At 64.1% G+C, this 20,623-nt stretch carries 24 protein-coding genes; 14 read left to right on the forward strand and 10 right to left on the reverse strand.

Features of this window, described 5'->3' with window-relative positions; genetic code table 11:
• Positions 1–61 precede the first annotated feature (61 nt).
• On the reverse strand, positions 62–1,243 hold the full coding sequence (locus tag XF30_RS19150; RefSeq protein ID WP_109143556.1) for a GNAT family N-acetyltransferase: 1,182 nt from the start codon (positions 1,241–1,243) through the stop codon (positions 62–64).
• A gap of 128 nt (positions 1,244–1,371) precedes the next feature.
• Here XF30_RS19150 and XF30_RS19155 point away from each other — a divergent pair, with 128 nt between their 5' ends.
• The gene (locus XF30_RS19155) at positions 1,372–2,418 is read left to right on the forward strand and encodes a polysaccharide deacetylase family protein (protein ID WP_109143557.1); all 1,047 of its coding nucleotides are present in this window, start codon (positions 1,372–1,374) and stop codon (positions 2,416–2,418) included.
• On the opposite strand, the gene XF30_RS19160 is transcribed toward XF30_RS19155, so the two are convergent.
• On the reverse strand, positions 2,402–2,623 hold the full coding sequence (locus tag XF30_RS19160) for a DUF2842 domain-containing protein (RefSeq protein ID WP_036010340.1): 222 nt from the start codon (positions 2,621–2,623) through the stop codon (positions 2,402–2,404). The two genes, XF30_RS19155 and XF30_RS19160, sit on opposite strands and share 17 nt — an antisense overlap.
• A gap of 110 nt (positions 2,624–2,733) precedes the next feature.
• Between XF30_RS19160 and XF30_RS19165 the strand changes: the two genes are divergently transcribed.
• Entirely contained in the window at positions 2,734–3,816 is a 1,083-nt protein-coding gene (locus XF30_RS19165; protein ID WP_109143558.1) for a COX15/CtaA family protein, read from the forward strand.
• Between the two features lie 19 nt (positions 3,817–3,835).
• Here the strand turns inward: XF30_RS19165 and XF30_RS19170 are convergent, their stop codons facing one another.
• The 4 genes from XF30_RS19170 to XF30_RS19185 all read right to left on the reverse strand — a co-directional run bounded on the left by XF30_RS19170 (position 3,836) and on the right by XF30_RS19185 (position 7,153).
• Positions 3,836–4,180 carry a hypothetical protein gene (locus XF30_RS19170; protein WP_036025406.1) on the reverse strand — a complete coding sequence of 115 codons (345 nt, stop codon included), beginning with the start codon at positions 4,178–4,180 and terminating at the stop codon, positions 3,836–3,838.
• Positions 4,181–4,286: 106 nt separating this feature from the next.
• The gene (locus XF30_RS19175; protein ID WP_036010324.1) at positions 4,287–5,567 is read right to left on the reverse strand and encodes an O-acetylhomoserine aminocarboxypropyltransferase; all 1,281 of its coding nucleotides are present in this window, start codon (positions 5,565–5,567) and stop codon (positions 4,287–4,289) included.
• Between the two features lie 150 nt (positions 5,568–5,717).
• A complete protein-coding gene (locus tag XF30_RS19180) occupies positions 5,718–6,302 on the reverse strand; it encodes a CoA-binding protein (RefSeq protein WP_036010322.1) in 585 nt (194 codons plus the stop codon).
• A 26-nt stretch (positions 6,303–6,328) separates the two neighbouring features.
• Positions 6,329–7,153 (reverse strand): enoyl-CoA hydratase, encoded by an 825-nt coding sequence (locus XF30_RS19185; protein WP_036010319.1) that lies wholly within the window; start codon positions 7,151–7,153, stop codon positions 6,329–6,331.
• 84 nt (positions 7,154–7,237) lie between these two features.
• Between XF30_RS19185 and XF30_RS19190 the strand changes: the two genes are divergently transcribed.
• The 6 genes from XF30_RS19190 to XF30_RS19215 all read left to right on the forward strand — a co-directional run bounded on the left by XF30_RS19190 (position 7,238) and on the right by XF30_RS19215 (position 10,915).
• Positions 7,238–7,666: a PaaI family thioesterase gene (locus XF30_RS19190; RefSeq protein ID WP_036010317.1), complete on the forward strand. Its 429-nt coding sequence runs from the start codon at positions 7,238–7,240 to the stop codon at positions 7,664–7,666.
• A 158-nt stretch (positions 7,667–7,824) separates the two neighbouring features.
• Complete coding sequence (gene rplM / locus XF30_RS19195) at positions 7,825–8,289, forward strand: 50S ribosomal protein L13 (protein ID WP_018642440.1); 465 nt, start codon at positions 7,825–7,827, stop codon at positions 8,287–8,289.
• Position 8,290: 1 nt separating this feature from the next.
• The gene (rpsI, locus tag XF30_RS19200) at positions 8,291–8,770 is read left to right on the forward strand and encodes a 30S ribosomal protein S9 (protein ID WP_018642439.1); all 480 of its coding nucleotides are present in this window, start codon (positions 8,291–8,293) and stop codon (positions 8,768–8,770) included.
• 229 nt (positions 8,771–8,999) lie between these two features.
• The gene (locus XF30_RS19205) at positions 9,000–10,220 is read left to right on the forward strand and encodes a GGDEF domain-containing protein (RefSeq protein WP_036025401.1); all 1,221 of its coding nucleotides are present in this window, start codon (positions 9,000–9,002) and stop codon (positions 10,218–10,220) included.
• A gap of 60 nt (positions 10,221–10,280) precedes the next feature.
• The gene (locus tag XF30_RS19210; RefSeq protein WP_036010312.1) at positions 10,281–10,517 is read left to right on the forward strand and encodes a hypothetical protein; all 237 of its coding nucleotides are present in this window, start codon (positions 10,281–10,283) and stop codon (positions 10,515–10,517) included.
• Positions 10,518–10,618: 101 nt separating this feature from the next.
• The gene (locus tag XF30_RS19215; protein ID WP_109143559.1) at positions 10,619–10,915 is read left to right on the forward strand and encodes an antibiotic biosynthesis monooxygenase family protein; all 297 of its coding nucleotides are present in this window, start codon (positions 10,619–10,621) and stop codon (positions 10,913–10,915) included.
• A gap of 82 nt (positions 10,916–10,997) precedes the next feature.
• On the opposite strand, the gene XF30_RS19220 is transcribed toward XF30_RS19215, so the two are convergent.
• Entirely contained in the window at positions 10,998–12,149 is a 1,152-nt protein-coding gene (locus tag XF30_RS19220) for an AI-2E family transporter (protein WP_036010309.1), read from the reverse strand.
• Between the two features lie 355 nt (positions 12,150–12,504).
• Between XF30_RS19220 and XF30_RS19225 the strand changes: the two genes are divergently transcribed.
• From XF30_RS19225 to XF30_RS19235, 3 genes are all read left to right on the forward strand, one after another.
• Positions 12,505–13,209 (forward strand): hypothetical protein, encoded by a 705-nt coding sequence (locus tag XF30_RS19225; RefSeq protein ID WP_109143560.1) that lies wholly within the window; start codon positions 12,505–12,507, stop codon positions 13,207–13,209.
• Positions 13,210–13,299: 90 nt separating this feature from the next.
• Positions 13,300–14,073, forward strand: a complete 774-nt coding sequence (locus XF30_RS19230) for a gamma-glutamyl-gamma-aminobutyrate hydrolase family protein (RefSeq protein WP_036025392.1) — start codon at positions 13,300–13,302, stop codon at positions 14,071–14,073.
• A 138-nt stretch (positions 14,074–14,211) separates the two neighbouring features.
• A complete protein-coding gene (locus XF30_RS19235; protein WP_109143561.1) occupies positions 14,212–14,751 on the forward strand; it encodes an REP-associated tyrosine transposase in 540 nt (179 codons plus the stop codon).
• A gap of 234 nt (positions 14,752–14,985) precedes the next feature.
• On the opposite strand, the gene XF30_RS19240 is transcribed toward XF30_RS19235, so the two are convergent.
• Positions 14,986–15,216: a hypothetical protein gene (locus XF30_RS19240; protein ID WP_244608979.1), complete on the reverse strand. Its 231-nt coding sequence runs from the start codon at positions 15,214–15,216 to the stop codon at positions 14,986–14,988.
• A gap of 190 nt (positions 15,217–15,406) precedes the next feature.
• Between XF30_RS19240 and XF30_RS19245 the strand changes: the two genes are divergently transcribed.
• Positions 15,407–16,789 carry an NfeD family protein gene (locus XF30_RS19245; protein WP_109145777.1) on the forward strand — a complete coding sequence of 461 codons (1,383 nt, stop codon included), beginning with the start codon at positions 15,407–15,409 and terminating at the stop codon, positions 16,787–16,789.
• Complete coding sequence (locus XF30_RS19250) at positions 16,786–17,547, forward strand: slipin family protein (protein ID WP_036010294.1); 762 nt, start codon at positions 16,786–16,788, stop codon at positions 17,545–17,547. The genes XF30_RS19245 and XF30_RS19250 overlap by 4 nt, the downstream gene beginning before the upstream one ends.
• A gap of 156 nt (positions 17,548–17,703) precedes the next feature.
• On the opposite strand, the gene glnA is transcribed toward XF30_RS19250, so the two are convergent.
• A complete protein-coding gene (gene glnA / locus XF30_RS19255; protein ID WP_036010292.1) occupies positions 17,704–19,113 on the reverse strand; it encodes a type I glutamate--ammonia ligase in 1,410 nt (469 codons plus the stop codon).
• Between the two features lie 153 nt (positions 19,114–19,266).
• Positions 19,267–19,605: a P-II family nitrogen regulator gene (locus tag XF30_RS19260; protein ID WP_007603495.1), complete on the reverse strand. Its 339-nt coding sequence runs from the start codon at positions 19,603–19,605 to the stop codon at positions 19,267–19,269.
• 381 nt (positions 19,606–19,986) lie between these two features.
• On the opposite strand from XF30_RS19260, the gene XF30_RS19265 reads away from it, so the two are divergent.
• Positions 19,987–20,623, forward strand: a 637-nt coding sequence (locus XF30_RS19265; protein WP_192893189.1) for an NAD(P)H-hydrate epimerase, incomplete at its 3' end; no start/stop codon positions are given.

Consider the following 20,623-nt stretch of genomic DNA (forward strand, 5'->3'; position numbering starts at 1 on the left):
CGCTTCGCGCCACCTTCTCCCACAAGGGGAGAAGGGAAGACAGCCGTGCAAGTGGAAAGAGCTACCCGAACGCCTGCCGTAACCGGCGGGCCATGTCGAACAGCATCTGGTTCTGCTTCACCAGCCGCTTGCCGTGGCTGAGCGAGGACATCGCCATGGCCGCGAGCTTGCCGCGCGAGGTCAGGGGGACGAAGCTGTCGAAGATCGCCTCGTCGTCCTTGCAGAACATCCGCTTGTAATCGTCCGAGCCGATGCCGAGGTCGAGCGAGCGGTAGCCGCGTTCGCCGTAGCGGTCGATGATGTAGCGCATCAGGATCAGGCCGGGGCTGTAGCGGGCGTGCTCGGACATCGTGTAGGTGTTGAACATCATCGAGAAGCGCTCGCCGTCGGCGACGCCGGCGAAGATCGCGATCACCTCCTCGTCGCATTCCAGCGCATGGATGTCGATGACATGACCTTCGCCGCGCGGCGCGAGGCAGGCGCTGCGGACGAATTGCTCGACGCCGGGTTCGGAGAAGACGTTCGGCAGCTTCTGCTCCGCCATCCGAGCCGGCTTGACACGGAAGAACCAATCCAGCAGGCGGATGATGTCTGCGTCCGACGTCGCCAGGTGATAGCGGTAGCCGGCGAGGGACTGAAGCTTCTTCTCCTTGCTCTTGAGGCGGCGGCGGAGGGAATTGCTGATCCGCGAGGCCGGCGGGCCGCCCGGCTCCATCACCAGTCGCGGGCAACCGTTGATCGGGCGCTGCCGCGGCAGGGCGGCAAACGGGTTTTGCTGGTCGTGCCAGCGCTCGGGCTGCTGTGTCAGTGCGAGCACGTCGGCGTGCTCGCCGAGCGGCGCAAGCAGTGCATCGAGATCGGCGCTGGCGGCCTCTGCTGCGAACTCGGCGTTCCACAGGCCCATGTTGAAGGTGGTGTGCTTGCCGCCCATGAAGCCGGCGGTGCGCACGCCGTGGCCCTGCCGCAGCGAGAGCGGCAGCAGCAGGAGCGGGCGCCGATCGGCGTCGCGGGCGATCACAATGAACGGCCGGGCACCTTCACGGGCGCCGACCAGCCGCTGCCAGGGGTCGAGCAGGTCGAAGCGCTGGTAGGGCGTGAAAAGATGGCCACTGGCCTCGAAGCCGCGCCAGACCGCCTCGACCTCGGCGAGATCGGTGACGATGTCGACCTGTGCGATACGGCTCGCTTTCGACCGCGCTGGCGCTTCTGCCGTCCGGCTTTGCATCGCCGCAGCCATGGTCATTCGCGAAACCTGTCGAGAAATCGAAAATACGTATTTCGGCCCGTGGCCGACCTTTGCAAACAAAGGTCAACAAAGGGTAATGACTGGGGCGAGGGAACTGACCGCCGGCGCGCGCGAAGGGTGGGATTTTGGCTTCCGACGACAGATGGTTGGAACGGCTGCGCCTCGAGCTGGCCTGGTTCACTGGCCAGGCCATGCTGCGCAGTCGCGGTGCCGGCGCCATCCTGCGTTTCCGCTACGTGCGGCCTCGGCGGCGCGGATTTCAGCCGCTGCTCGAGCACGAGATTACGCCGCAATTCCTCGATCGCGCCATCCGCGCGCTGAAGCGGTGGAACTACGATTTTCTCGGCATGGACGAGGTCTGCCGGCGCGCGGTGATGCTGCCGGAGAAGCGTCGCTTCGTGGCGCTGACCTTCGATGGCGCCGGCAAGGATCTCATCACCTTCGCCTATCCGGTGCTGGCGCGTCACGCCGTGCCTTTTACGATCTATGTGCCGACCGCTTTTCCCGACGGCGTCGGCGAGGCCTGGTGGCTCGCCCTGGAGCAGGTGATCGCGCGCGAGAGCCGCATCGACCTGATGATGGGCGACAAGGAGCAGCGCTTCACGGTCGCCGACAAGGCCGGGAAGCAGGCGCTGTTCTCGCATCTGGAGAGCTGGCTGCGCTCGCTGCCGCCGGCGGATCTGTCGGCCGCGATCGCCGATCTCTGTACGCGCTACCGGATCGACCTCGCCGCGCTCTCGCGCGAGGCGTCGATGGATTGGGAGGACCTCGCCAGGCTCGCCGGCGATCCGCTCCTGACGATCGGCAGTGCAACGGTGAACTATCCGATGCTGGCCAACATGAAGGACGCGGCCGCACTGCGCGAGATGACGATGGGCAAGGCCGTGGCGGAATCGGCCTTCCAGTGCGAGATCAGGCATTTCGCCTATCCGTTCGGCGACCGCGCTTCGTTCCGGCGCAGCCACGTCGTGATGGCGGAGCAGGCGGGCTTCGCCAGCGCGGCCTCGACGATCCCGGGCATCGTGGAGGCGGAGGGACGGACGAACTTGCGCGCGCTGCCGCGGATCTCCTGGGACGGGCGGGTGCGCTCGCTACGGATGCTGCGCGTGCTGGTGTCGGGCGCCGCTTTTGCGCCGGTGCGGCCGACCGGGAGCGCTACGAGCCAGACCTGAGGCGATCGGGCCGCTGCATCCAGCTCACGATCGGCATCGCCGGCAGCACCCAGCCCATGCCGACCACGACGTAGTAGATCGCCTGCCGCCAGCCGGATTCGGCGATCCACGGCATCTGCGCCGCCGCCATGCCGAGCAGGGCCCAAACGGTGGCCAGCACCAGGAGCAGGATGGCGCCGAGGAACTTGCGGGTGCGGATCGTCATGGCGGGAACTTTAAGGCTTTCGCGTTACTTGCGCTGCGGGAGCGGGGGACTATAAGGGGCACTCAACCGGGTTCAAGTCTCTTCGCCACAGGCTTGGTTTTGTCCTTGAAATGACGACGAATTCCGCCCCATCCGAGCCGCATCGCGCCGTGCGCTGGTGGCTGATCTGTGTGGCCGCGCTGATCGCACTGATGGTGCTGGTTGGCGGTGCGACACGGCTGACGGAATCGGGCCTATCGATCGTCGAATGGAAGCCGGTCACGGGCAGTGTTCCGCCGCTGTCGGAAGCGGCATGGGCCGAGGCGTTCGAGGCCTACAAGAAGATCCCGCAATATCGCGAGCTGAATTCAGGCATGAGCCTGTCCGAGTTCAAGACGATCTTCTGGTGGGAGTGGAGCCACCGGCTGCTCGGCCGCTTCATCGGCGTCGCCTATCTGCTGCCGTTCCTGTTCTTCCTCTGGCGCGGCGGACTGTCGGGTGAGCTGAAGCGCAGGCTGTGGCTGCTGTTTGCGCTCGGCGGCCTCCAGGGGGCGGTCGGCTGGTGGATGGTGGCCTCGGGCCTGACGGAACGCACCGAGGTGTCGCAATATCGGCTGGCGACGCATCTTTCGCTCGCGCTCCTGATTTTCGCCGGGATCGTCTGGACGGTGCGGCGGCTCGAGCAGCGGCCGCAGATCGCGGCGCCGGCTCGGCTGCGGTTCACGAGCGCGGTGCTGCTCGCGGTGACCTTCGTGCAGATCTATTTCGGTGCGCTGGTCGCGGGCTTGCGTGCCGGGCGGGCCTACAACACCTGGCCTGAGATCGATGGGGCGCTCATCCCCTCGGCGGAACGGCTGTGGTTCGAGACGCCGTGGTGGCGCAACATGTTCGACAATGTGCTGACGGTGCAGTTCGAGCACCGCATGACCGCCTACGTGTTGATCGTGCTGGCGCTGCTGCATGCGATCGACGCGGTGCGCTCGCGTGCAGGTGCGGCCGCGAGCGGCGCGTTGTGGCTGTTCGCAGCGGTGAGCGTGCAGGCGGTGCTCGGCATTCTCACGCTGCTCAACCAGGTGCCGATCGATCTCGCGCTGACCCACCAGGCGGTTGCGATCGTGGTGTTGACGCTGGCAGTGATGCAGGTGGAGCGGCTGGCGTCACGGCAGTCTGTGCAGGCGCAGCCGCGCGCGGTCCCCGTGGGTCAGCCCGGCTGATCACCATCAGCCCGGCTGATCAGCAATAGCCGTAGACGCCGCACGCATAGGGCAGGCGCCAGAAATAATCGACCTGTTTCCCGCCGTAATAGGCGCCCTGATAATCGTAGCTCCAGGGGCGGCCGTAATAGCCAGGCAAGGTGTGGGAGCCCGGCAGCAGCGGCGTGCCCGGCAGGTTGCGGATGTAGCTGCCGATGCCGTAGGCCGGCGAGATCAGCGCATCCGGATCGGTCTCGACATAGACCTGAGGTGGGTCCTGCGGCGGCCCGGCCGCGCGCCGCTTCGGCGTCGCCGGCAGATCGGCGGCAATGGCCGCCGAGGCCGTCAGCATCACAGCCAGAGCGGGCACCATCCAGCGCAGCATCGTCGGCTCCGAATCAAAGGGGCGATCCAAGCACGATGTATGAGGCAGATATGGTTAATGAGGGTTAACCGACGGCGGCCAAAACGGCCGCCGTCCTTCCCAGGCGCTACGTCCCCAGCGCCTGTTCCAGATCCGCGATCAGGTCTTCCTTGTCCTCGATACCGACCGAGATCCGGACCACGTCCGGGCCGGCGCCGGACTTGATCTTGGCGGCGTCGTCGAGCTGGCTGTGCGTGGTCGAGGCCGGATGGATCACCAGCGAGCGGGTGTCGCCGACATTGGCGAGGTGCGAGAACAACTGCAGCTTCGACACCAGGCTGACGCCGGCGTCATAGCCGCCCTTCAGGCTGAAGGTGAACACCGCGCCGGCGCCCTTTGGTGCGTATTTGCGCGCGAGCTGATTGTACTTGTCGCTCGGCAGCCCGGCATAGCTCACCGAGGCCACCGCCGGATGTCCCGCGAGGTATTCGGCAACGGCTTTGGCATTGTCGCAGTGCTTCTGCATGCGCAGCGGCAGAGTCTCGATGCCGGTCAGGATCATGAAGGCGTTGAAGGGCGACAGCGCCGGGCCGAGGTCGCGCAGGCCGAGCACGCGGCAGGCGATCGCGAAGGCGAAATTGCCGAAGGTCTCCTGCAGCCGGATGCCGTGATATTCCGGGCGCGGCTCCGAGAGCATGGGGTACTTGCCGCCCGTGGACCAGTCGAAGGTGCCGGCATCGACGATGATGCCGCCGAGCGAGTTGCCGTGGCCGCCCAGGAATTTCGTCAGCGAGTGCACGACGATGTCAGCGCCGTGGTCGATCGGACGGATCAGATAGGGCGAAGCCAGCGTGTTGTCGACGATCAGCGGCACGCCCGCCTTGCGCGCCACGGTCGAGATCGCCTCGATGTCGGTGATGCTGCCGGCGGGGTTGGCGATGGACTCGATGAAGATCGCTTTCGTGCGCGGCGTCACCGCACGCTCGAAGCTCGCGATATCGTCGGGATCGGCCCACACCACGTTCCAGCCAAAGCTCTTGAAGGCGTGCGTGAACTGGTTGATCGAGCCGCCATAGAGCTTTCGCGCGGCGATGAATTCGTCGCCGGGTTGAAGCAGCTGCTGCAGCACCACGACCTGCGCGGCATGGCCGGAAGCGACCGCGAGCGCGGCCGTGCCGCCTTCGAGCGCGGCGACGCGCTCTTCCAGCACCGCATTGGTGGGATTACCGATGCGGGTATAGATGTTGCCGAACGCCTGCAGGCCGAACAGCGAGGCGGCGTGATCGGCATCGTTGAAGACGAAAGAGGTCGTTTGATAAATCGGAGTCGCGCGCGCGCCGGTGGTGGGGTCGGGCTGTGCACCGGCATGCACGGCGAGCGTTGAAAATCCCGGAAGGCGATCGCTCATTTGGGCGTCCTGTTCTTGTGGCCTGAAATTCGCGCGGCATGCTGATCGGCGCCGTGCCCGCCGTCAAGGCGCGGCGTCACATCGGAATCATTTTGGGAACGATCGTGCTGCGCATTGTCGCGTTTGCGAAACGAAGCCTTCGCAATCGCGTCAGCTTTGCTCGCTCTTGTTCTTCGCAGCGCGATCCGATGCGGCGGTGTCGCCACCGCCGACACTCATCCGATTGAGAGACAGCCTCATGCCCTGCGTCGGCGCCGGCGCGCGCTTGGAGCTGAGCGTGCGCGAATTCACGCCCATCCAGGAGATTTCTGACGACAGGCGGCCATATTCGATCTTGGGGCAGCGGTTCATGACCACCTTGATCCCGACTGATTCCGCTTTCGCGGCCGCCGCATCGTCGCGCGCGCCGAGCTGCATCCAGATCACCTTCGGCAGCGGGTCGAGCGTGAGCGCCTCCTCGACGACGGGCATGATGTGGCTCGAGTTGCGGAAGATGTCGACCATGTCGACGGGGCGGCCGATGTCCGACAGTGATGCGACGAACGGCTTGCCGAGCAGCTCCTTGCCGACATGGCCGGGATTGACCGGGATCATGTCGTAGCCGCGCTGCATCAGGTATTTGAACGCGAAATAGCTCGGCCGCACATTGACCGGCGAGGCCCCGACCATCGCGATCGATTTCACGCTGTTGAGGATGCCGCGGATGTAATTGTCGGGATAGGCGTCGTGGTTCATCACTTATCTTTTCTTGTTGGCGGGGGTCATTCATCCCGCCATGTCGGCGTGCGCTTCTCGATGAAGGCGCCGATGCCTTCCTCGGCGTCGCGCGCCATCATGTTCTCGGTCATCACCTCTGCGGCATAGCGATAGGCGTCTGCAAGGCTCATCTCGGCCTGGCGGTAGAAGGCCTCCTTGCCGAGCTTGATCGTGTAGGCGGATTTCAACGCGACCTGTTGCGCGAGCTCGATCGCGGCGCCGAGTTCGGTGCCGGCGGGAACGACGCGGTTGACGAGCCCGATGTCGCGGGCGCGCTCGGCCGTGACAGGCTCGCCCGTCAGCAGCATCTCCATGGCCTGTTTGCGCGGCACGTTGCGCGACAGCGCCACCATCGGGGTCGAGCAGAACAGGCCGATATCGACGCCGGGTGTGGCGAACTTCGCCTCGTGCGATGCGATCGCAAGATCGCAGCTGGCGACGAGCTGGCAGCCGGCGGCGGTTGCGATGCCCTGGACGGCCGCGACCACGGGCTTCGGCAGATGCACGACCGCCTGCATCATCGCGCTGCAGGCCGTCATGATCTGCGCAAAATAAGCCCGACCCCGATCCGGATCGGTGCGGCGCGCGGTCAGTTCCTTTATGTCATGGCCGGCGGAAAAAGCGGGGCCGTTGGCCGCGATGACGGCCGCGCGGATGTGCTTGTCTTCCGCGATTGCGTTGAGGCTCGCATGCAGCTGTCCGATCATCGCCTCGGAAAGGCTGTTGCGCGCGGCTGGTCGGTTCAGCGTGAGCACGGCGACGCTGCCGACGATCTCGCGCAGCAGGATCGGCGGTTGCGGGGTGGGGGCGCGGGCGGCCTGAACGGACATCGAAGCGTTTCCGTTGGATTATTGCATTTGAATGACGCAGCTAACTTAATGTAACAGGGCAAGTGAAGCGAGGGTGGGAACAGCATGGCGGCAGCGAAAATGAGCGTGGCGGAGCTCGAGCAGTTCCTCCGCCACGAGTTTCCCCAGGCCTTCAGCGGCGACGACATCACGATCGAAAGCGCGGACGGACAGACCTGCCTTCTGCGGCAGCGCTACAGCGAAAAGATGCTGCGACCGGGCGGCACCGTGTCCGGCCCGACGCTGATGGCCTTGGCCGATTTCGCCATGTACGTGGTGCTGCTGTCTGCCATCGGGCCGATCGGGCTCGCCGTGACCACCAATCTCAACATCAACTTCCTGCGCAAGGGCCAGCCCGGCCAGGACGTGCTGGCGGAGGCGCGACTGCTCAAGCTCGGCAAACGGTTGGCGGTCGGGGAGGTGAAGCTGCTGTCCGGCACCTCGCCGGATCCGATCGCTCATGTCACCTCGACCTATTCCATTCCAAATGTTTGAGGTTTTCGCGGGTATTATCGTACCATATTTTTAAGGCATTGATTTTACGTAACTAATTTCATCTCTGAGGCATTGACCGTTGCGCCGCTCTTCTCTAGAACCGCGCGCAGTCTGGTGCGGTGTTCGCGCCGATATCTCCCGTCCACGGAAACTCCGACATGAAAACCTTTTCGGCAAAGCCGGCTGAGGTGACGAAGAAGTGGGTGCTGATCGACGCCAAGGGTCTGGTCGTCGGCCGCCTCGCCACCATCGTCGCCATGCGCCTGCGCGGCAAGCACCTCCCGACCTACACCCCGCACGTCGATTGCGGCGACAACGTCATCATCATCAACGCGCAGCATGCGGTCCTCACCGGTCGCAAGCGCGAGCAGAAGACCTACTACAAGCACACCGGCTATGTCGGCCATGTCAAGGAGCGCACCGCGCGCCAGATCCTCGAGGGTCGTCATCCCGAGCGCGTGCTCGAGAAGGCCGTCGAGCGCATGATCCCGCGTGGTCCGCTCGGCCGCGTGCAGATGGGTAACCTCCGTGTCTACGGCGGCGCCGATCATCCGCACGAGGCGCAGCAGCCCGAGAAGATCGATATCGCCAAGTTGAACCGCAAGAACACGAGGGCCGCATAACATGGCCGAATCCATTCAGTCGCTCGACCAGCTCTCGCAGCTCAAGACGGCGGCCGCGCCCGAGGCGCCCAAGCACGAGAAGAAGGTCGACAAGTTCAACCGCGCTTACGCCACCGGCAAGCGCAAGGACGCGGTCGCCCGCGTCTGGATCAAGCCGGGCGCCGGCAAGGTCACCGTCAACTCGCGCGAGGTCGAGGTCTATTTCGCCCGTCCCGTGCTGCGCATGATGATCGAGCAGCCGTTCTCCGTGGCCCAGCGTTCGGGCCAGTACGACGTGATCTGCACCGTCGCCGGCGGCGGCCTGTCCGGCCAGGCCGGCGCGGTCCGTCACGGCATCTCCAAGGCGCTCACCTATTTCGAGCCGGAGCTGCGCTCCGTGCTCAAGAAGGGCGGCTTCCTCACCCGCGACTCGCGCGTGGTCGAGCGCAAGAAGTACGGCAAGGCCAAGGCCCGCCGGTCCTTCCAGTTCTCGAAGCGTTAATCGCTTTTGTCGCATTCGCCGCGAAAGCGGCTTCAATGAGATGCAAAAGGGCGCTGATTTCAGCGCCCTTTTTGTTGTTCGTTTGTATGCAAATTGATGGCGTGTTTCCCGAAAACTTAGGGACCGGCGAAAACCTGAATGGAACCCGCGAGACCTAGCGTCGCCTTCGGAAGGGCGCGCAAATCGGCTGGGCCGATCGCGTAACTGCTATGTTCTAGAGGGGGCCGACATGATGTCGCTCGATAGCATCACGCTCTATTTGGTCGCCACCATGGTCGCCGCACTGCTCGGCGCCATGATGGTGTTTTTCGGCAAGCAGGAGAACAGCCCGGCGCTGAAATGGTGGGGCACCGCCTATCTGCTCGGTGCCGCATCCGTCGCACTATGGACCGCGGCGGGCGACAGGCTGGGGCCGCACATTTACCTCGCACTGAACGCGGTCGGTTTCGTCGCCTGCGGCATGGTCTGGAACGCAGCGCGCGTCTTCCACGGCCGCAACCCAAACTGGCCGGGGCTCGTGCTCGGCGCGCTCGCCTGGGTCGCTGCTGCGACGCTGCTCGATCCCACGGCATCGATGCTGCGCATGCTCGTCGGTGCTGGCATCGTCTCGGTGTACGCGGCGTTGACTGCGAGCGAGCTCTGGACCGAACGGCGCAAGAGCGTGCAACGGCGCTGGCCCGCCTTCGTGATGCCGGTGATGCACGGCTGCGTGTTGATGCTGCCGATCCTGATCGGCAGCTTCCTGCGCCCGCATGATGCCGGCTTCTCCTCGAGCATCTGGGTCACCGTGTTCGCGGTCGAGCTCATTCTCTACGCCGTCGGTACCGTGTTCGTGATCTTCATGCTGGTGTCGGAACGCACCGTCACCGCGCACCGGACGGCGGCATCGACCGATCCCTTGACCGGCATGCTCAACCGGCGCGGCTTCTCGGAGGCCTGTGCGCGCGTGATCGAGCGCGAGGCCAAGGCCGGGCGGCCGGTGACCGTGATGATCTTCGACATCGACCATTTCAAATCGATCAACGACCGCTTCGGCCATCCCGCCGGCGACGAGATGCTGAAGCTGTTCTCCACCGTCGTGGTCAGCAATTTGCGCATCTCCGACCTGTCGGGCCGCATCGGCGGCGAGGAGTTCGCCGCGCTATTGCCATGCTCACTGGAGGAGGGCGTGCTGGTCGCCGAGCGCGTGCGCGAGGCGTTCGAGACCTCCGGCGTCGTGGTCGACGAAGGTCCGGTCGATACCACCGTCAGCATCGGCGTTGCCGGAGGTCCGGCCGGCACCGAGCTGGAGGTGCTGCTGGCCTCGGCGGACACCGCGCTCTACCAGGCCAAGCGCGGCGGCCGCAACCGCGTCGAGGCGGCCGAGGAGCTGCCGCTGTCGCTGGAGAACTGGCGCCGCCAGAGCGCGGCGCGGACCGGCGCATCGCAGGCGCGTCCGGTCACCGCGTGAGCATGCAGGGCGGGCTTGCGGTAAATCTCTGTTTACCATTCGATCCCTACCATCGTGGTCATGGAATCGATCCGTCGACGGAATCCGCAAGCCGCCCTGATGTCGCTCGAAGCCGAAGCTGCCTCGGCCCGCGGCGGTTTCGCCTGTCTGTTCTCCACTGCGGACGAATACGAGAGCGCGCTGATCACCGAGCGTCGTGCGCAAGGCCGCTACACGCAGCAACGCAGCTATTGGCCGTTCGTGTTGTTCGCGGGTTGTGCGCTGATCGTCGCGGGCACGGTCCTGCTGTTCGCCTGACAGGCCTGCATTTCCAGACCGGGCAGGGCGCCGCTTCAGCGCCTTTTTCTTTGTCGCCATCTGCGGTAGACACGGCCATCAACAAAAAGGGTGGAAAGCCGATGATCACCGAGATCGCGCAAATTGACGTCAAGCCGGGCAGCGAGAAGGATTTTGAGGCCGCCGTTGCCAAGGCCAAGGCCGCTTTCGGCCGCTCCAAGGGCTTTCAGAGCTTCGAGCTGCACAAGTCGATCGAGAAGCCGCAGCGTTACCGGCTGATGGTGAAATGGGCGACGCTGGAGAACCACACTGTGGACTTCCGCGGCTCGGAGAATTTCACGGAATGGCGCGGCCTGGTCGGCCAGTATTTTGCCGCGCCTCCCGAGGTCGAGCACACCGAGACCGTGCTGACGACCTGAGGCTTTATCTCGGGAGCATCATCTTATCGGAAAACCGCTCCACACTTTCCGCTAACGCGGTCCTCCGGGTCCGGATCATGCTCTAGGCCGCCTCCGCGAGAGGCGACGCCTCGTAGGTCTTGACATGGTCGATCATGACCTTGGCGATCGCCACCAGCGGGAGCGCCAGCGCCAGGCCCCAGATGCCGAACACGACGCCCAGCAGGATCTGGAACGCGAACAGCGTGGCCGGCGGGATGTCGAGTGCCTGGCGCTGCAGGATCGGCGTCAGCACGTAGCTTTCCATGGCGTGCACGCCCATGAACAGCAGAAATGCCGACAAAGCGGGGATCCAGCCCGAGGCCAGGCTCGCCAGCACCACGATGACGCCGGCGATGATGGCTCCCACCGTGGGGATGAAGGCGAGCAGGCCCGCCTGGATTCCTAGGATGAACGCGCCGGGGATGCCGATGACGGCAAGTCCGATCCAGGTTACGACACCGACCGCGATCATGACGATGATCTGGGCGATCAGCCAGCGCTCGAGCGTTTCAGCGATACGGTCGATGACGATGGCGAAACGGGTACGGTGCCGCGCCGGTGCCAGGAACAGCAGGCCGTCATGATAGACGCTGGGCTGGGCGGCGAAGGCCAGGCCCAGGAACAGCACGATGAAGATGTTGCCGACGCCGTGAATGGTGCCGAGCAGCAGCTTGAGGGTCTGGCTCACGATCGCCCCGCCGCTGGAGGCGAGCGTGCCGGCACTGGGCAGCGGAGCGCGCGAAGGCGTTGCCGGCGCGGGCGTTGCCTCCGAGGAGGTGTTGGCGGCGGGGTCCGAGGCAGCGTTGCCGAGGTCGAAGAAGCTGGTGTCGATGCCGTGGCTCTCGAGCAGGGACCTGACATTGGTGATCTGCGACTTGATGGTCTTGCTCAGCAGCGAGGCCTGTTCGGCAATGGTGGCGCCGCCGAGATAGGCGACGCCCGCGAGCAGCAAAGCGAGCGCGACGCAGACGATCGCAAGCCGGATCGTGTGAGGCAGCTGGACCCGGCGGCCGAGCGCATTGACCAGAGCGTTGAGACCGAGGCCGAGCAGCATGCCGGTGAAGATCAGCAGCAGGGTGGCGGCAAAATACCAGGTGAAGGCGAGCAGCGCGGTGAACAGAACGACACCGATGCCTCCGGCCGCGATCGCCCAGGCCTGATCCCGCGCGAGGTCGGCACGGGAGCGAGATCGTTCATCTGCGGGAAAGGTCACATCGTATCCTGTCTTTGGTGGCTGCAATGGGAGCACTCTTTCGACAAACACGCTTCCGATCAAGAGCAGGGCTATCGCAGATCACTTTTGGCGGCGGCCTGCGCGCACGCCTCGTCCTTCGAGACGGCGCTTCGCCTCCTCAGGATGAGGTTAATCTGGATCAGTGCCTGTTGAAACTGTAGCCACGCACTCCGCCCTCATCCTGAGGAGCCCGCCTAAAGCGGGCGCCTCGAAGGATGACTGCAGGGAAAAGCCCCTCAAATGCGATAGCCCCGAGATCAAGAGCGGCAACGCGCCGGTTTGACGCTGCCGCGCGAACGGTGCAGAGCGGTGGCGAAAAGGAAGTGAGGGGCGCTTGGGCGTTATCAGCAAGTGGGCCGGTCTGCTCGGGCTGTTGGCTTTGCTCGTAGGCGGCGACCAGATCCGGATCAACCGGCCGGACCACAAATACCGCCTAACGGTCGAGGTGACGACGCCCGCCGGGATCAAGACCGGGTCGGCCATTCTCGCTGTCGTGCCCGATCGCAACTATAACCGCAGCGGCCGCACCACGACGCGCGGGGAGGCCGTGTTCGTCGATCTCGGCCAAGGCAAGAACATCGTGGTCTTGCTGGCGCACCAGCAGGGCGCCAAGCTCGACCTCGACGACATCAACTATGTGGCGCTCCGCGCCTATGGCGCCGCGCGCGGCAGCCGGGTGTCGTTCAAGGACATGAGCCGGCAGACCGGCATTGTCCCGGTGCAAGGAGAGCTCATCCCCGTGCTCGTGAGCTTTGGCGATCTCAGGGATCCCAACACCGCGCGCCTTGTCGCCAGCGACAAGGCAGAGGCAATCCTGGGCGAGGGCTATGCGATCCGCGGCTTCTCCGCCGAGGTGGTGCCCAACGGGTTCTGGCCGATCGACTTCGGAGGCGTGCTCGGGGAGCCCGTGACGCGCGGAATCGAGGCCAAGCTTCCCTGGCTGACCGCGCCGGGCGAGACAGCGGCAATTGCGCTGAGGGCCGCGGGTCTGCCCGTGGAGGGCGGGTTGGACGCCCGGGAGGCATTTGCGCGAAAATAGCATTGCCGTCCCGCGATCCCCTCTGTTGAATTTGTTCCATCGGAGGGGCATCTTTGGGGAATCTTCTTATCGGGAGGCGCGGAACGACAGATGAGAAAGCCGGTCGTCGGCGTGATCGGGAATTCCTATCGCGTCGAGAATCGATTTCAGGTCCAGATGGTTGGCGAGCGAAACCTGCGCGCCGTGGCCGAAGTCTCCGGCGGCTTGCCGTTGATGTTCGCTGGAGCCCCCGACATCACGGATATCCCGGCGCTGCTCGATACCGTCGACGGCATCATCCTCACAGGGGCCCGGGCCAACGTTCACCCGACCCGCTTCAACGTCGATCCCTGCGAGAAGCACGAGCCCTACGACATCCACCGCGACGAGGTCGCGCTGGCCCTTTCGGTCGCCTGCGTCGCCCGCGGCATTCCGCTGTTCGGCATTTGCCGCGGCCTGCAGGAGATGAACGTCGCCTTCGGCGGCTCGCTGCATCCCGAGATCCGCGAGATCCCCGGCCGCATGAACCACCGCATGCCCCGGCTCGAGAACGGCGAGATCCATCCCGATCCGACCGTGGTGTTCGCCGACCGTCACGACGTCGAGCTGACGCCCGGCGGCGCCTTCGCCACGATCCTCGGCTGCGAGAAGATCCGGGTCAATTCGCTGCATGGACAGGGCATCCTCGATCCCGGCAAGCGCGTGCTGATCGAAGGCATCGCCGAGGACGGCACCATCGAGGCGATCCGCATCGCGGAAGCCCCGAGCTTTGCCCTCGGCGTGCAATGGCACGCGGAGTACGACCCGCAGCACAATCCGATCAACCGCAAGCTGTTCGAGGCCTTTGGCGAGGCGCTGGTGACAAGGCAGAAGGCGGAGGCGTAGCCGCGGTCGTGTCCCGGAGCAGCTGCAACGCGGAGCGTTGCGGCGCAGAGCCGGGAATCCAGCTTCTGCCACGTTGCGCACTCGGCTTGGACTGAGTAGGGCGGATTAGCCGAAGGCGTAATCCGCCATCTTTAGTTCATGGGGCAGCTGCAATGCCGCCGTGCATTTATTCCAGGTGGCTGCTGGTTCTTCACGGTCAATCTTCATGATCGTAGGCAGCGGCTGCTCGTCGAGCACATCGCAGCGCTGCGCGCGGCCGTTGCAGCGACCCGTCGGGACTATTCGTTCACTATCGATGCGTTTGTCGTGCTTCCGGACCACCTTCATGCGGTCTGGACGCTTCCCCGCGGCGATGCCGACTTTTCGATGCGGTGGAGATTGATCAAAATGCGCTTCGCGAAGTCCCTGCCGAAGACAGAGCCTTTAACCGCTGTACAGATCGCAAGACGGGAGCGTGGCGTATGGCAGAACCGGTTCTGGGAGCACCTCATCCGCGACGAAACCGACTATGCACGCCATATCGAGTATTGCTACATCAACCCAGTCAAGCACGGATATGTGACCCGCGTGTTGGATTGGCCGCATTCGTCATTTCACCGAGATGTCGAGGCCGGACTGTTTCCGGCGGATTGGGCAGGAGATAGCAACGCGGATGGTAACTTTGGCGAACGTGCGTGAGCGTCGCACGCAGTAGGCGGATTACGCCTTCGGCTAATCCGCCCTACGAGGACTGTTTATCCAAGGTGCATCCCGAATTTCCGACGGAGTAAACCAATCAGTAGGAATTGCTCCGTCCTGGTTTTTGCGGCTCTGATTTGTTCTTTGAGAACGAATTGGAGTCAGATGCAGAACGAAAGCTGATGGCCGCTCCGTGGCGCAAAATTTCTCTACCGTGTTGAATCGTAGATGCGCTCAGGCTTTGCCCAGCGAGAGCGCCGCGACCGGACTGCGTCCATCGGTCATGCCACCGGCATCAGCCTCACACCGCCCGCTCCATCCGTCGCGCACGATAGGATTGCGTGACATCAGTGTCAGCTTGCGGAAGCTGCTCTCATCCTCATAGCCGGCAGCGCGCGCGATCGTCTTGATCGGCTGCGTCGTCGATTCCAGCGGGGTGCGCGCGTGCTCGACACGGCTGCGCATGATGAAGGATTGCGGCGGCTCGTGCGTGAGTCCTGGAATTTTCGGTTCAACGTACGCTCGCCGAGGCCGAGCGCGTCGGCAATCCTGCATGGGCATTCCCATTGCGTTGCACAATCGCAATGTTGATCTCCACGCGCAGCATTGAGGTTCATGAGAACAATACCATATGCTCTGCAAGGGAGCCCGTGCCGTGCAGACCATGAAGGCGGCCCTCGTTGCGGCGATCACCGTCGTGGCTTTGAGCTGCTGCCTCCTTCCCAGCTCAGCGGAGGAGAGCAAGCGCGTAGCCCTTGTTGTTTCGATCGACGGGGCGATTGGCCCGGCGTCAGCCAGCTACGTCCGGGAGGCTTTGGCCACGGCGAGCGAACGGCGCGCCGAGGTCGTGCTTCTGAGGATGAACACGCCCGGCGGGCTCAATTCCAGCATGCGCGAGATCATCGCTGATGTGCTCGCCTCGCCCGTCCCTGTCATTGGCTACGTCGCTCCCTCCGGTGCCCACGCGGCGAGTGCGGGGACCTATATCCTTTACGCGACCCACATCGCGGCGATGGCACCAGGTACCAACATCGGTGCGGCGACGCCGGTCCAGATTGGCGGGCCGCTGCCGGGCCTGCCGAGCGGCACACCCGACAAGGATGGCAAAGACAAGAAGGATGGGCCGAAGGACGCGATGACGGCGAAGGCCACGAACGATGCCGTCGCCTTCATTCGAAGCCTCGCCGAGCTGCGCAACCGCAATGCGGAGTGGGCGGAGAGGGCGGTCCGCGAGGCCGCAACACTCTCCGCCAACGGCGCGCTGGAGGCACATGCCATCGATCTCGTCGCGCGCGATCAGGCTGAATTGCTGCGGCAGGTTGATGGCCGTGTGGTGGAGCTCGCAGGCGGCAGGACGCAACGCCTCGCAACAAAGGATGCTGTCGTTGAAGCCATCGAGCCCGGACGGATATCCCGGTTCCTGGCGGTCATCACCAACCCGAACGTGGCGTTCATTCTCCTGATGGTCGGCATCTACGGCCTGATCTTCGAGTTCATGTCTCCCGGAGCCGTCGCCCCCGGAGTTATCGGCGCGATATGTCTGCTGATCGGCCTCTATGCGCTCAATTTGCTGCCGATCAACTATGCCGGCCTCGCCCTGATGCTGGTGGGACTCGTGCTTCTCACCGTCGAAGCCTTCAACCCGACCGTGGTGGTCGGCTTCGGCGGGATCATCTCTTTCGTGCTGGGAGCAATGATGCTCTTCAGGAGCGAGGCGCCTGGATACCAACTGTCCTGGTGGGTGATCGGCACCACTGCGGTCGTGTTCAGCGGCTTTGTTCTGATCGTGCTTGGCTCACTTCGGCGCGTCCGCAAAGCTCCTGCGCTGGTCGGCGCACAGGCCATGCGCGGCTTGCCCGCCGAGGTTCTCGACTGGAACGGGAACGAAGGTCATGTCTTCGCCCATGGTGAGCGCTGGCAGGCGCGCGGCGCCGAAACCTTCAAGCCCGGAGAGACGGTAGAGGTCGCCAATGTCGTCGACCTGACGCTGCTGATACGCCGCACACCCGCCCGGACAGGCGAGGGAGGTACATCATGACGCTGGAATATCTGACGTATGCGGCGCTTGCGCTGCTTGTCATCGTGTTTCTATCCCAGGCCATTCGAATCCTGCGCGAATACGAGCGCGGCGTCGTCTTCACGCTCGGCCGCTTTACCGGTGTGAAGGGCCCGGGCCTGATACTCCTCATCCCGATCGTGCAGCAACTCGTCAAGGTCGATCTGCGGGTGATGGTGCAGGTGGTGCCGCCGCAGGACGTGATTTCGCGGGACAACGTCTCCGTCAAGGTCAACGCCGTCCTGTACTTCCGCATCGTCGATCCCGAGCGCGCCATCATCAAGGTCGGCGACTACATGGCGGCGACCAGCCAGCTCGCCCAGACCACGTTGCGTTCGGTGCTCGGCAAGCATGAGCTCGACGAGATGCTTGCCGAGCGCGACCGGTTGAACGCCGATATCCAGGAGATTCTCGACAAGCAGACTGACGTCTGGGGCATCAAGGTCACCGGCATAGAGATCAAGGACGTCGATATCAACGAAACCATGGTTCGCGCGATTGCCAAACAGGCTGAGGCGGAGCGCTTGCGGCGAGCCAAGGTGATCAATGCGATGGGCGAGCAGCAGGCCGCCGAAAAGCTCGTCGAAGCCGGCAGGATTCTGGCGCAGGAGCCTCAGGCAATGCAGCTACGTTACTTCGCAGCTCTGCACGACATCGCCGGTGAACGCTCGTCGACCGTGGTGTTTCCGCTCCCCACCGGCCTGCTCGACCATTTGATGCCGCGACCTGACAACCCGTAACAGAAAGCGGCGAGGTGCTGATCGCGAGCGGGCGCCCCGGCTCCGGCCGAGCTGCAGCGGGCGTTCACGGCGACGTGGTAGCTGTCGAGCCTCCTCAAACGAAAAGGCGCCTCCTTCCGGAAGCGCCTTTTGCATGTCGCGGATGGTTCAGGCCGATCAGCCCGAATAGTACATGTCGAACTCGACCGGGTGCGGGGTCATCTCGAAGCGCTCGACCTCGGTCATCTTCAGCTCGATATAGGCGTCGATGAAGTCGTCGTCGAACACGCCGCCGGCCTTGAGGAAGGCGCGGTCCTTGTCGAGGTTTTCGAGCGCCTCGCGAAGCGAGCCGCACACGGTCGGGATCTGCTTCAGCTCTTCCTTCGGCAAATCGTAGAGGTCCTTGTCCATCGCCGGACCCGGATCCATCTTGTTCTTGATGCCGTCGAGGCCGGCCATCAGCATCGCGGCGAAGCCGAGATAGGGATTGGCGAGCGGATCGGGGAAGCGCACCTCGACGCGCTTGGCCTTCGGCGAGGCGGTGTAGGGGATGCGGCACGACGCCGAGCGGTTGCGCGCGGAATAGGCGAGCAGCACGGGGGCCTCATAGCCCGGGACCAGACGCTTGTAGGAGTTGGTCGACGGGTTGGTGAAGGCGTTGATCGCCTTGGCGTGCTTGATGATGCCGCCGATATAGTGGAGGCAGGTCTCCGACAGGTCGGCGTACTTGTTGCCGGCAAACACCGGCTTGCCGTCCTTCCAGATCGACTGGTGCACGTGCATGCCCGAGCCGTTGTCGCCGTAGACCGGCTTCGGCATGAAGGTGGCGGTCTTGCCGTAGATGTGCGCGACCTGGTGGATGCAGTATTTGTAGATCTGGATGTGGTCGGCCATCAGCGTCAGCGTGTCGAACTTCATGCCGAGCTCGTGCTGGGCGGAAGCGACCTCGTGGTGATGCTTCTCGACCTTGACGCCCATCTTGGCCATGGCGCCCAGCATCTCCGAGCGCATGTCCTGCACCGAGTCCTGCGGCGGCACCGGGAAATAGCCGCCCTTGGTGCGGACGCGGTGGCCGAGATTGCCGCCTTCATATTCGGTGTCGGAGTTGGTCGGCAGCTCCGAGGAGTCGAGGCGGAAACCGGTGTTGTAGGGGGTGGAGGAGAAGCGCACGTCGTCGAACACGAAGAACTCGGCTTCGGGGCCGACGAACACGGCGTCGCCCACGCCCATCGACTTCACCATCGCCTCGGCCTTCTTGGCGATGCCGCGGGGGTCGCGGTTATAGGGCTCGCCGGTGGTCGGCTCGAGCACGTCGCAGGTGATGACCATGGTGGTCTCGGCGAAGAACGGGTCGATCGTCGCGGTCACCGGATCGGGCATCAGGCACATGTCGGACTCGTTGATCGCCTTCCAGCCGGCAATCGAGGAGCCGTCGAACATCGTCCCTTCGGCGAAGATGTCTTCATCGATCATGCTGACGTCGAACGTGACGTGCTGCCACTTGCCGCGCGGATCGGTGAAGCGCAGGTCGACGTACTTCACGTCGTTGTCCTTGATCGATTTCAGGACGTCTTTGGCGGTCTTCATGCATACCCCTTATGGCTCTGCGGGTCGGTTTCCAGGTGAGCAAGATTGTTCTCGCTTTTGGCGAGTTCGCGCGCGACCGCACAAACGAAATCAGGCCGCCGAAGCAGCCTTATTTCTTGTCAGAGTGTCGCAAAATGCGGGATAGCACCCGGTTCAGATAGCGTCCAGCCCGGATTCGCCGGTTCGGATGCGGATCGCCTCTTCGATGTTGGAGACGAAAATCTTGCCGTCACCGATGCGGCCGGTCTGCGCGGCGCGGCGGATTGCGTCGATGGCGCGCTCGACCAGATCGTCGCCGATCACGATCTCGATTTTGACCTTCGGCAGGAAGTCGACGATGTATTCTGCGCCGCGGTAAAGTTCGGCGTGACCCTTCTGCCGGCCAAAGCCCTTGGCCTCGGTGACGGTGATGCCCTGCAGACCGACTTCTTGAAGCGCTTCCTTCACCTCGTCGAGCTTGAATGGCTTGATGATGGCTTCGATTTTCTTCACTGCGCGACTCCCGGCCTTTCGATCCAATAGCAACGTCTTCGTCAGGACGCGCATTTCTCAACGCACGATCTTGTCTTCTCTGTGCCGGGATCCCTGACCCGTCCGGCAACAACGGCCGGCCACGCCCTTCAAGATGTCAGTGAGCACGACGAACCGAAGCGGCTTCCTCGAAAGCAGGGTCTATGCCAAGTTGCAAATGCCCTGATTATCGGAGCGTTATCAGCCTTTTAACGAGCATCTCTGAGTGATGGTGCCGACCTGCACAAAATACCGAAGACCGCAAAATAGGCAAACGGTTCAATATATGTGCATTTCGACGTTCCCACCGCCGGATCAGCGCAAAAGATGCCTGTTCAAGAGGCGTTTGTACTAGGAAGTGGCATGGAAGTTCTGACCAACGCCGAAATGCAGCGCGCCGACCAGCTTGCCATCGCGGCCGGCACGCCCGGTTTCAAGCTGATGCTCAGCGCCGGCCAGGCGGTCGCCGAGGCCGCCCATGCGCTGGTGGAGGAGGGGCCGATCCTGATCGTCGCCGGCCCCGGCAACAATGGCGGCGACGGTTTCGTGGCCGCGGCCGAGCTCGCCGCGCAGGGGCGCGAGGTTTCGGTGATCCTGATGTGCGAGCGGGACCAGCTCCAGGGCGATGCCGCCTCGGCCGCGCGCGGCTGGAAGCACCCGGTGCTGCCGTTCAACCCGCAGGCGATCGGCAGGCCTGCGCTGATCATCGATGCGCTGTTCGGCGCCGGCCTCAGCCGCACCGTGGATGGCGAAGCGCGCGCCATGATCGAGGCGATCAACGCCAACGGTGCCCCGGTGCTGGCGGTCGACCTGCCGAGCGGCATCAACGGCACCAGCGCGGCCGTGATGGGCGTGGCGGTGAACGCCACCGAGACCGTCACCTTCTTCCGAAAGAAGCCGGCGCATCTGCTGTTGCCCGGGCGCATGCATTGCGGCCGCGTGCGCGTTGCCGACATCGGCATCGATGCGCAGGTGTTGGAGGAGATTGCGCCGCAGACCT

It is taken from the genome of Bradyrhizobium sp. SUTN9-2 (assembly GCF_003122645.1).
Lineage (GTDB): Bacteria > Pseudomonadota > Alphaproteobacteria > Rhizobiales > Xanthobacteraceae > Bradyrhizobium > Bradyrhizobium yuanmingense.

Excerpts from the sequence above, each read along its gene's own strand:
- XF30_RS19150 (WP_109143556.1), bottom strand. The coding sequence starts at position 1,243 with ATGACCATGGCTGCGGCGATGCAAAGCCGGACGGCAGAAGCGCCAGCG.
- XF30_RS19160 (WP_036010340.1), bottom strand. The coding sequence starts at position 2,623 with ATGACGATCCGCACCCGCAAGTTCCTCGGCGCCATCCTGCTCCTGGTG.
- XF30_RS19165 (WP_109143558.1), top strand. The coding sequence starts at position 2,734 with ATGACGACGAATTCCGCCCCATCCGAGCCGCATCGCGCCGTGCGCTGG.
- XF30_RS19170 (WP_036025406.1), bottom strand. The coding sequence starts at position 4,180 with ATGCTGCGCTGGATGGTGCCCGCTCTGGCTGTGATGCTGACGGCCTCG.
- XF30_RS19175 (WP_036010324.1), bottom strand. The coding sequence starts at position 5,567 with ATGAGCGATCGCCTTCCGGGATTTTCAACGCTCGCCGTGCATGCCGGT.
- XF30_RS19180 (WP_036010322.1), bottom strand. The coding sequence starts at position 6,302 with ATGAACCACGACGCCTATCCCGACAATTACATCCGCGGCATCCTCAAC.
- XF30_RS19185 (WP_036010319.1), bottom strand. The coding sequence starts at position 7,153 with ATGTCCGTTCAGGCCGCCCGCGCCCCCACCCCGCAACCGCCGATCCTG.
- XF30_RS19190 (WP_036010317.1), top strand. The coding sequence starts at position 7,238 with ATGGCGGCAGCGAAAATGAGCGTGGCGGAGCTCGAGCAGTTCCTCCGC.
- rplM (WP_018642440.1), top strand. The coding sequence starts at position 7,825 with ATGAAAACCTTTTCGGCAAAGCCGGCTGAGGTGACGAAGAAGTGGGTG.
- rpsI (WP_018642439.1), top strand. The coding sequence starts at position 8,291 with ATGGCCGAATCCATTCAGTCGCTCGACCAGCTCTCGCAGCTCAAGACG.
- XF30_RS19205 (WP_036025401.1), top strand. The coding sequence starts at position 9,000 with ATGATGTCGCTCGATAGCATCACGCTCTATTTGGTCGCCACCATGGTC.
- XF30_RS19210 (WP_036010312.1), top strand. The coding sequence starts at position 10,281 with ATGGAATCGATCCGTCGACGGAATCCGCAAGCCGCCCTGATGTCGCTC.
- XF30_RS19215 (WP_109143559.1), top strand. The coding sequence starts at position 10,619 with ATGATCACCGAGATCGCGCAAATTGACGTCAAGCCGGGCAGCGAGAAG.
- XF30_RS19230 (WP_036025392.1), top strand. The coding sequence starts at position 13,300 with ATGAGAAAGCCGGTCGTCGGCGTGATCGGGAATTCCTATCGCGTCGAG.
- XF30_RS19235 (WP_109143561.1), top strand. The coding sequence starts at position 14,212 with ATGGGGCAGCTGCAATGCCGCCGTGCATTTATTCCAGGTGGCTGCTGG.
- XF30_RS19240 (WP_244608979.1), bottom strand. The coding sequence starts at position 15,216 with ATGCGCAGCCGTGTCGAGCACGCGCGCACCCCGCTGGAATCGACGACG.
- XF30_RS19250 (WP_036010294.1), top strand. The coding sequence starts at position 16,786 with ATGACGCTGGAATATCTGACGTATGCGGCGCTTGCGCTGCTTGTCATC.
- glnA (WP_036010292.1), bottom strand. The coding sequence starts at position 19,113 with ATGAAGACCGCCAAAGACGTCCTGAAATCGATCAAGGACAACGACGTG.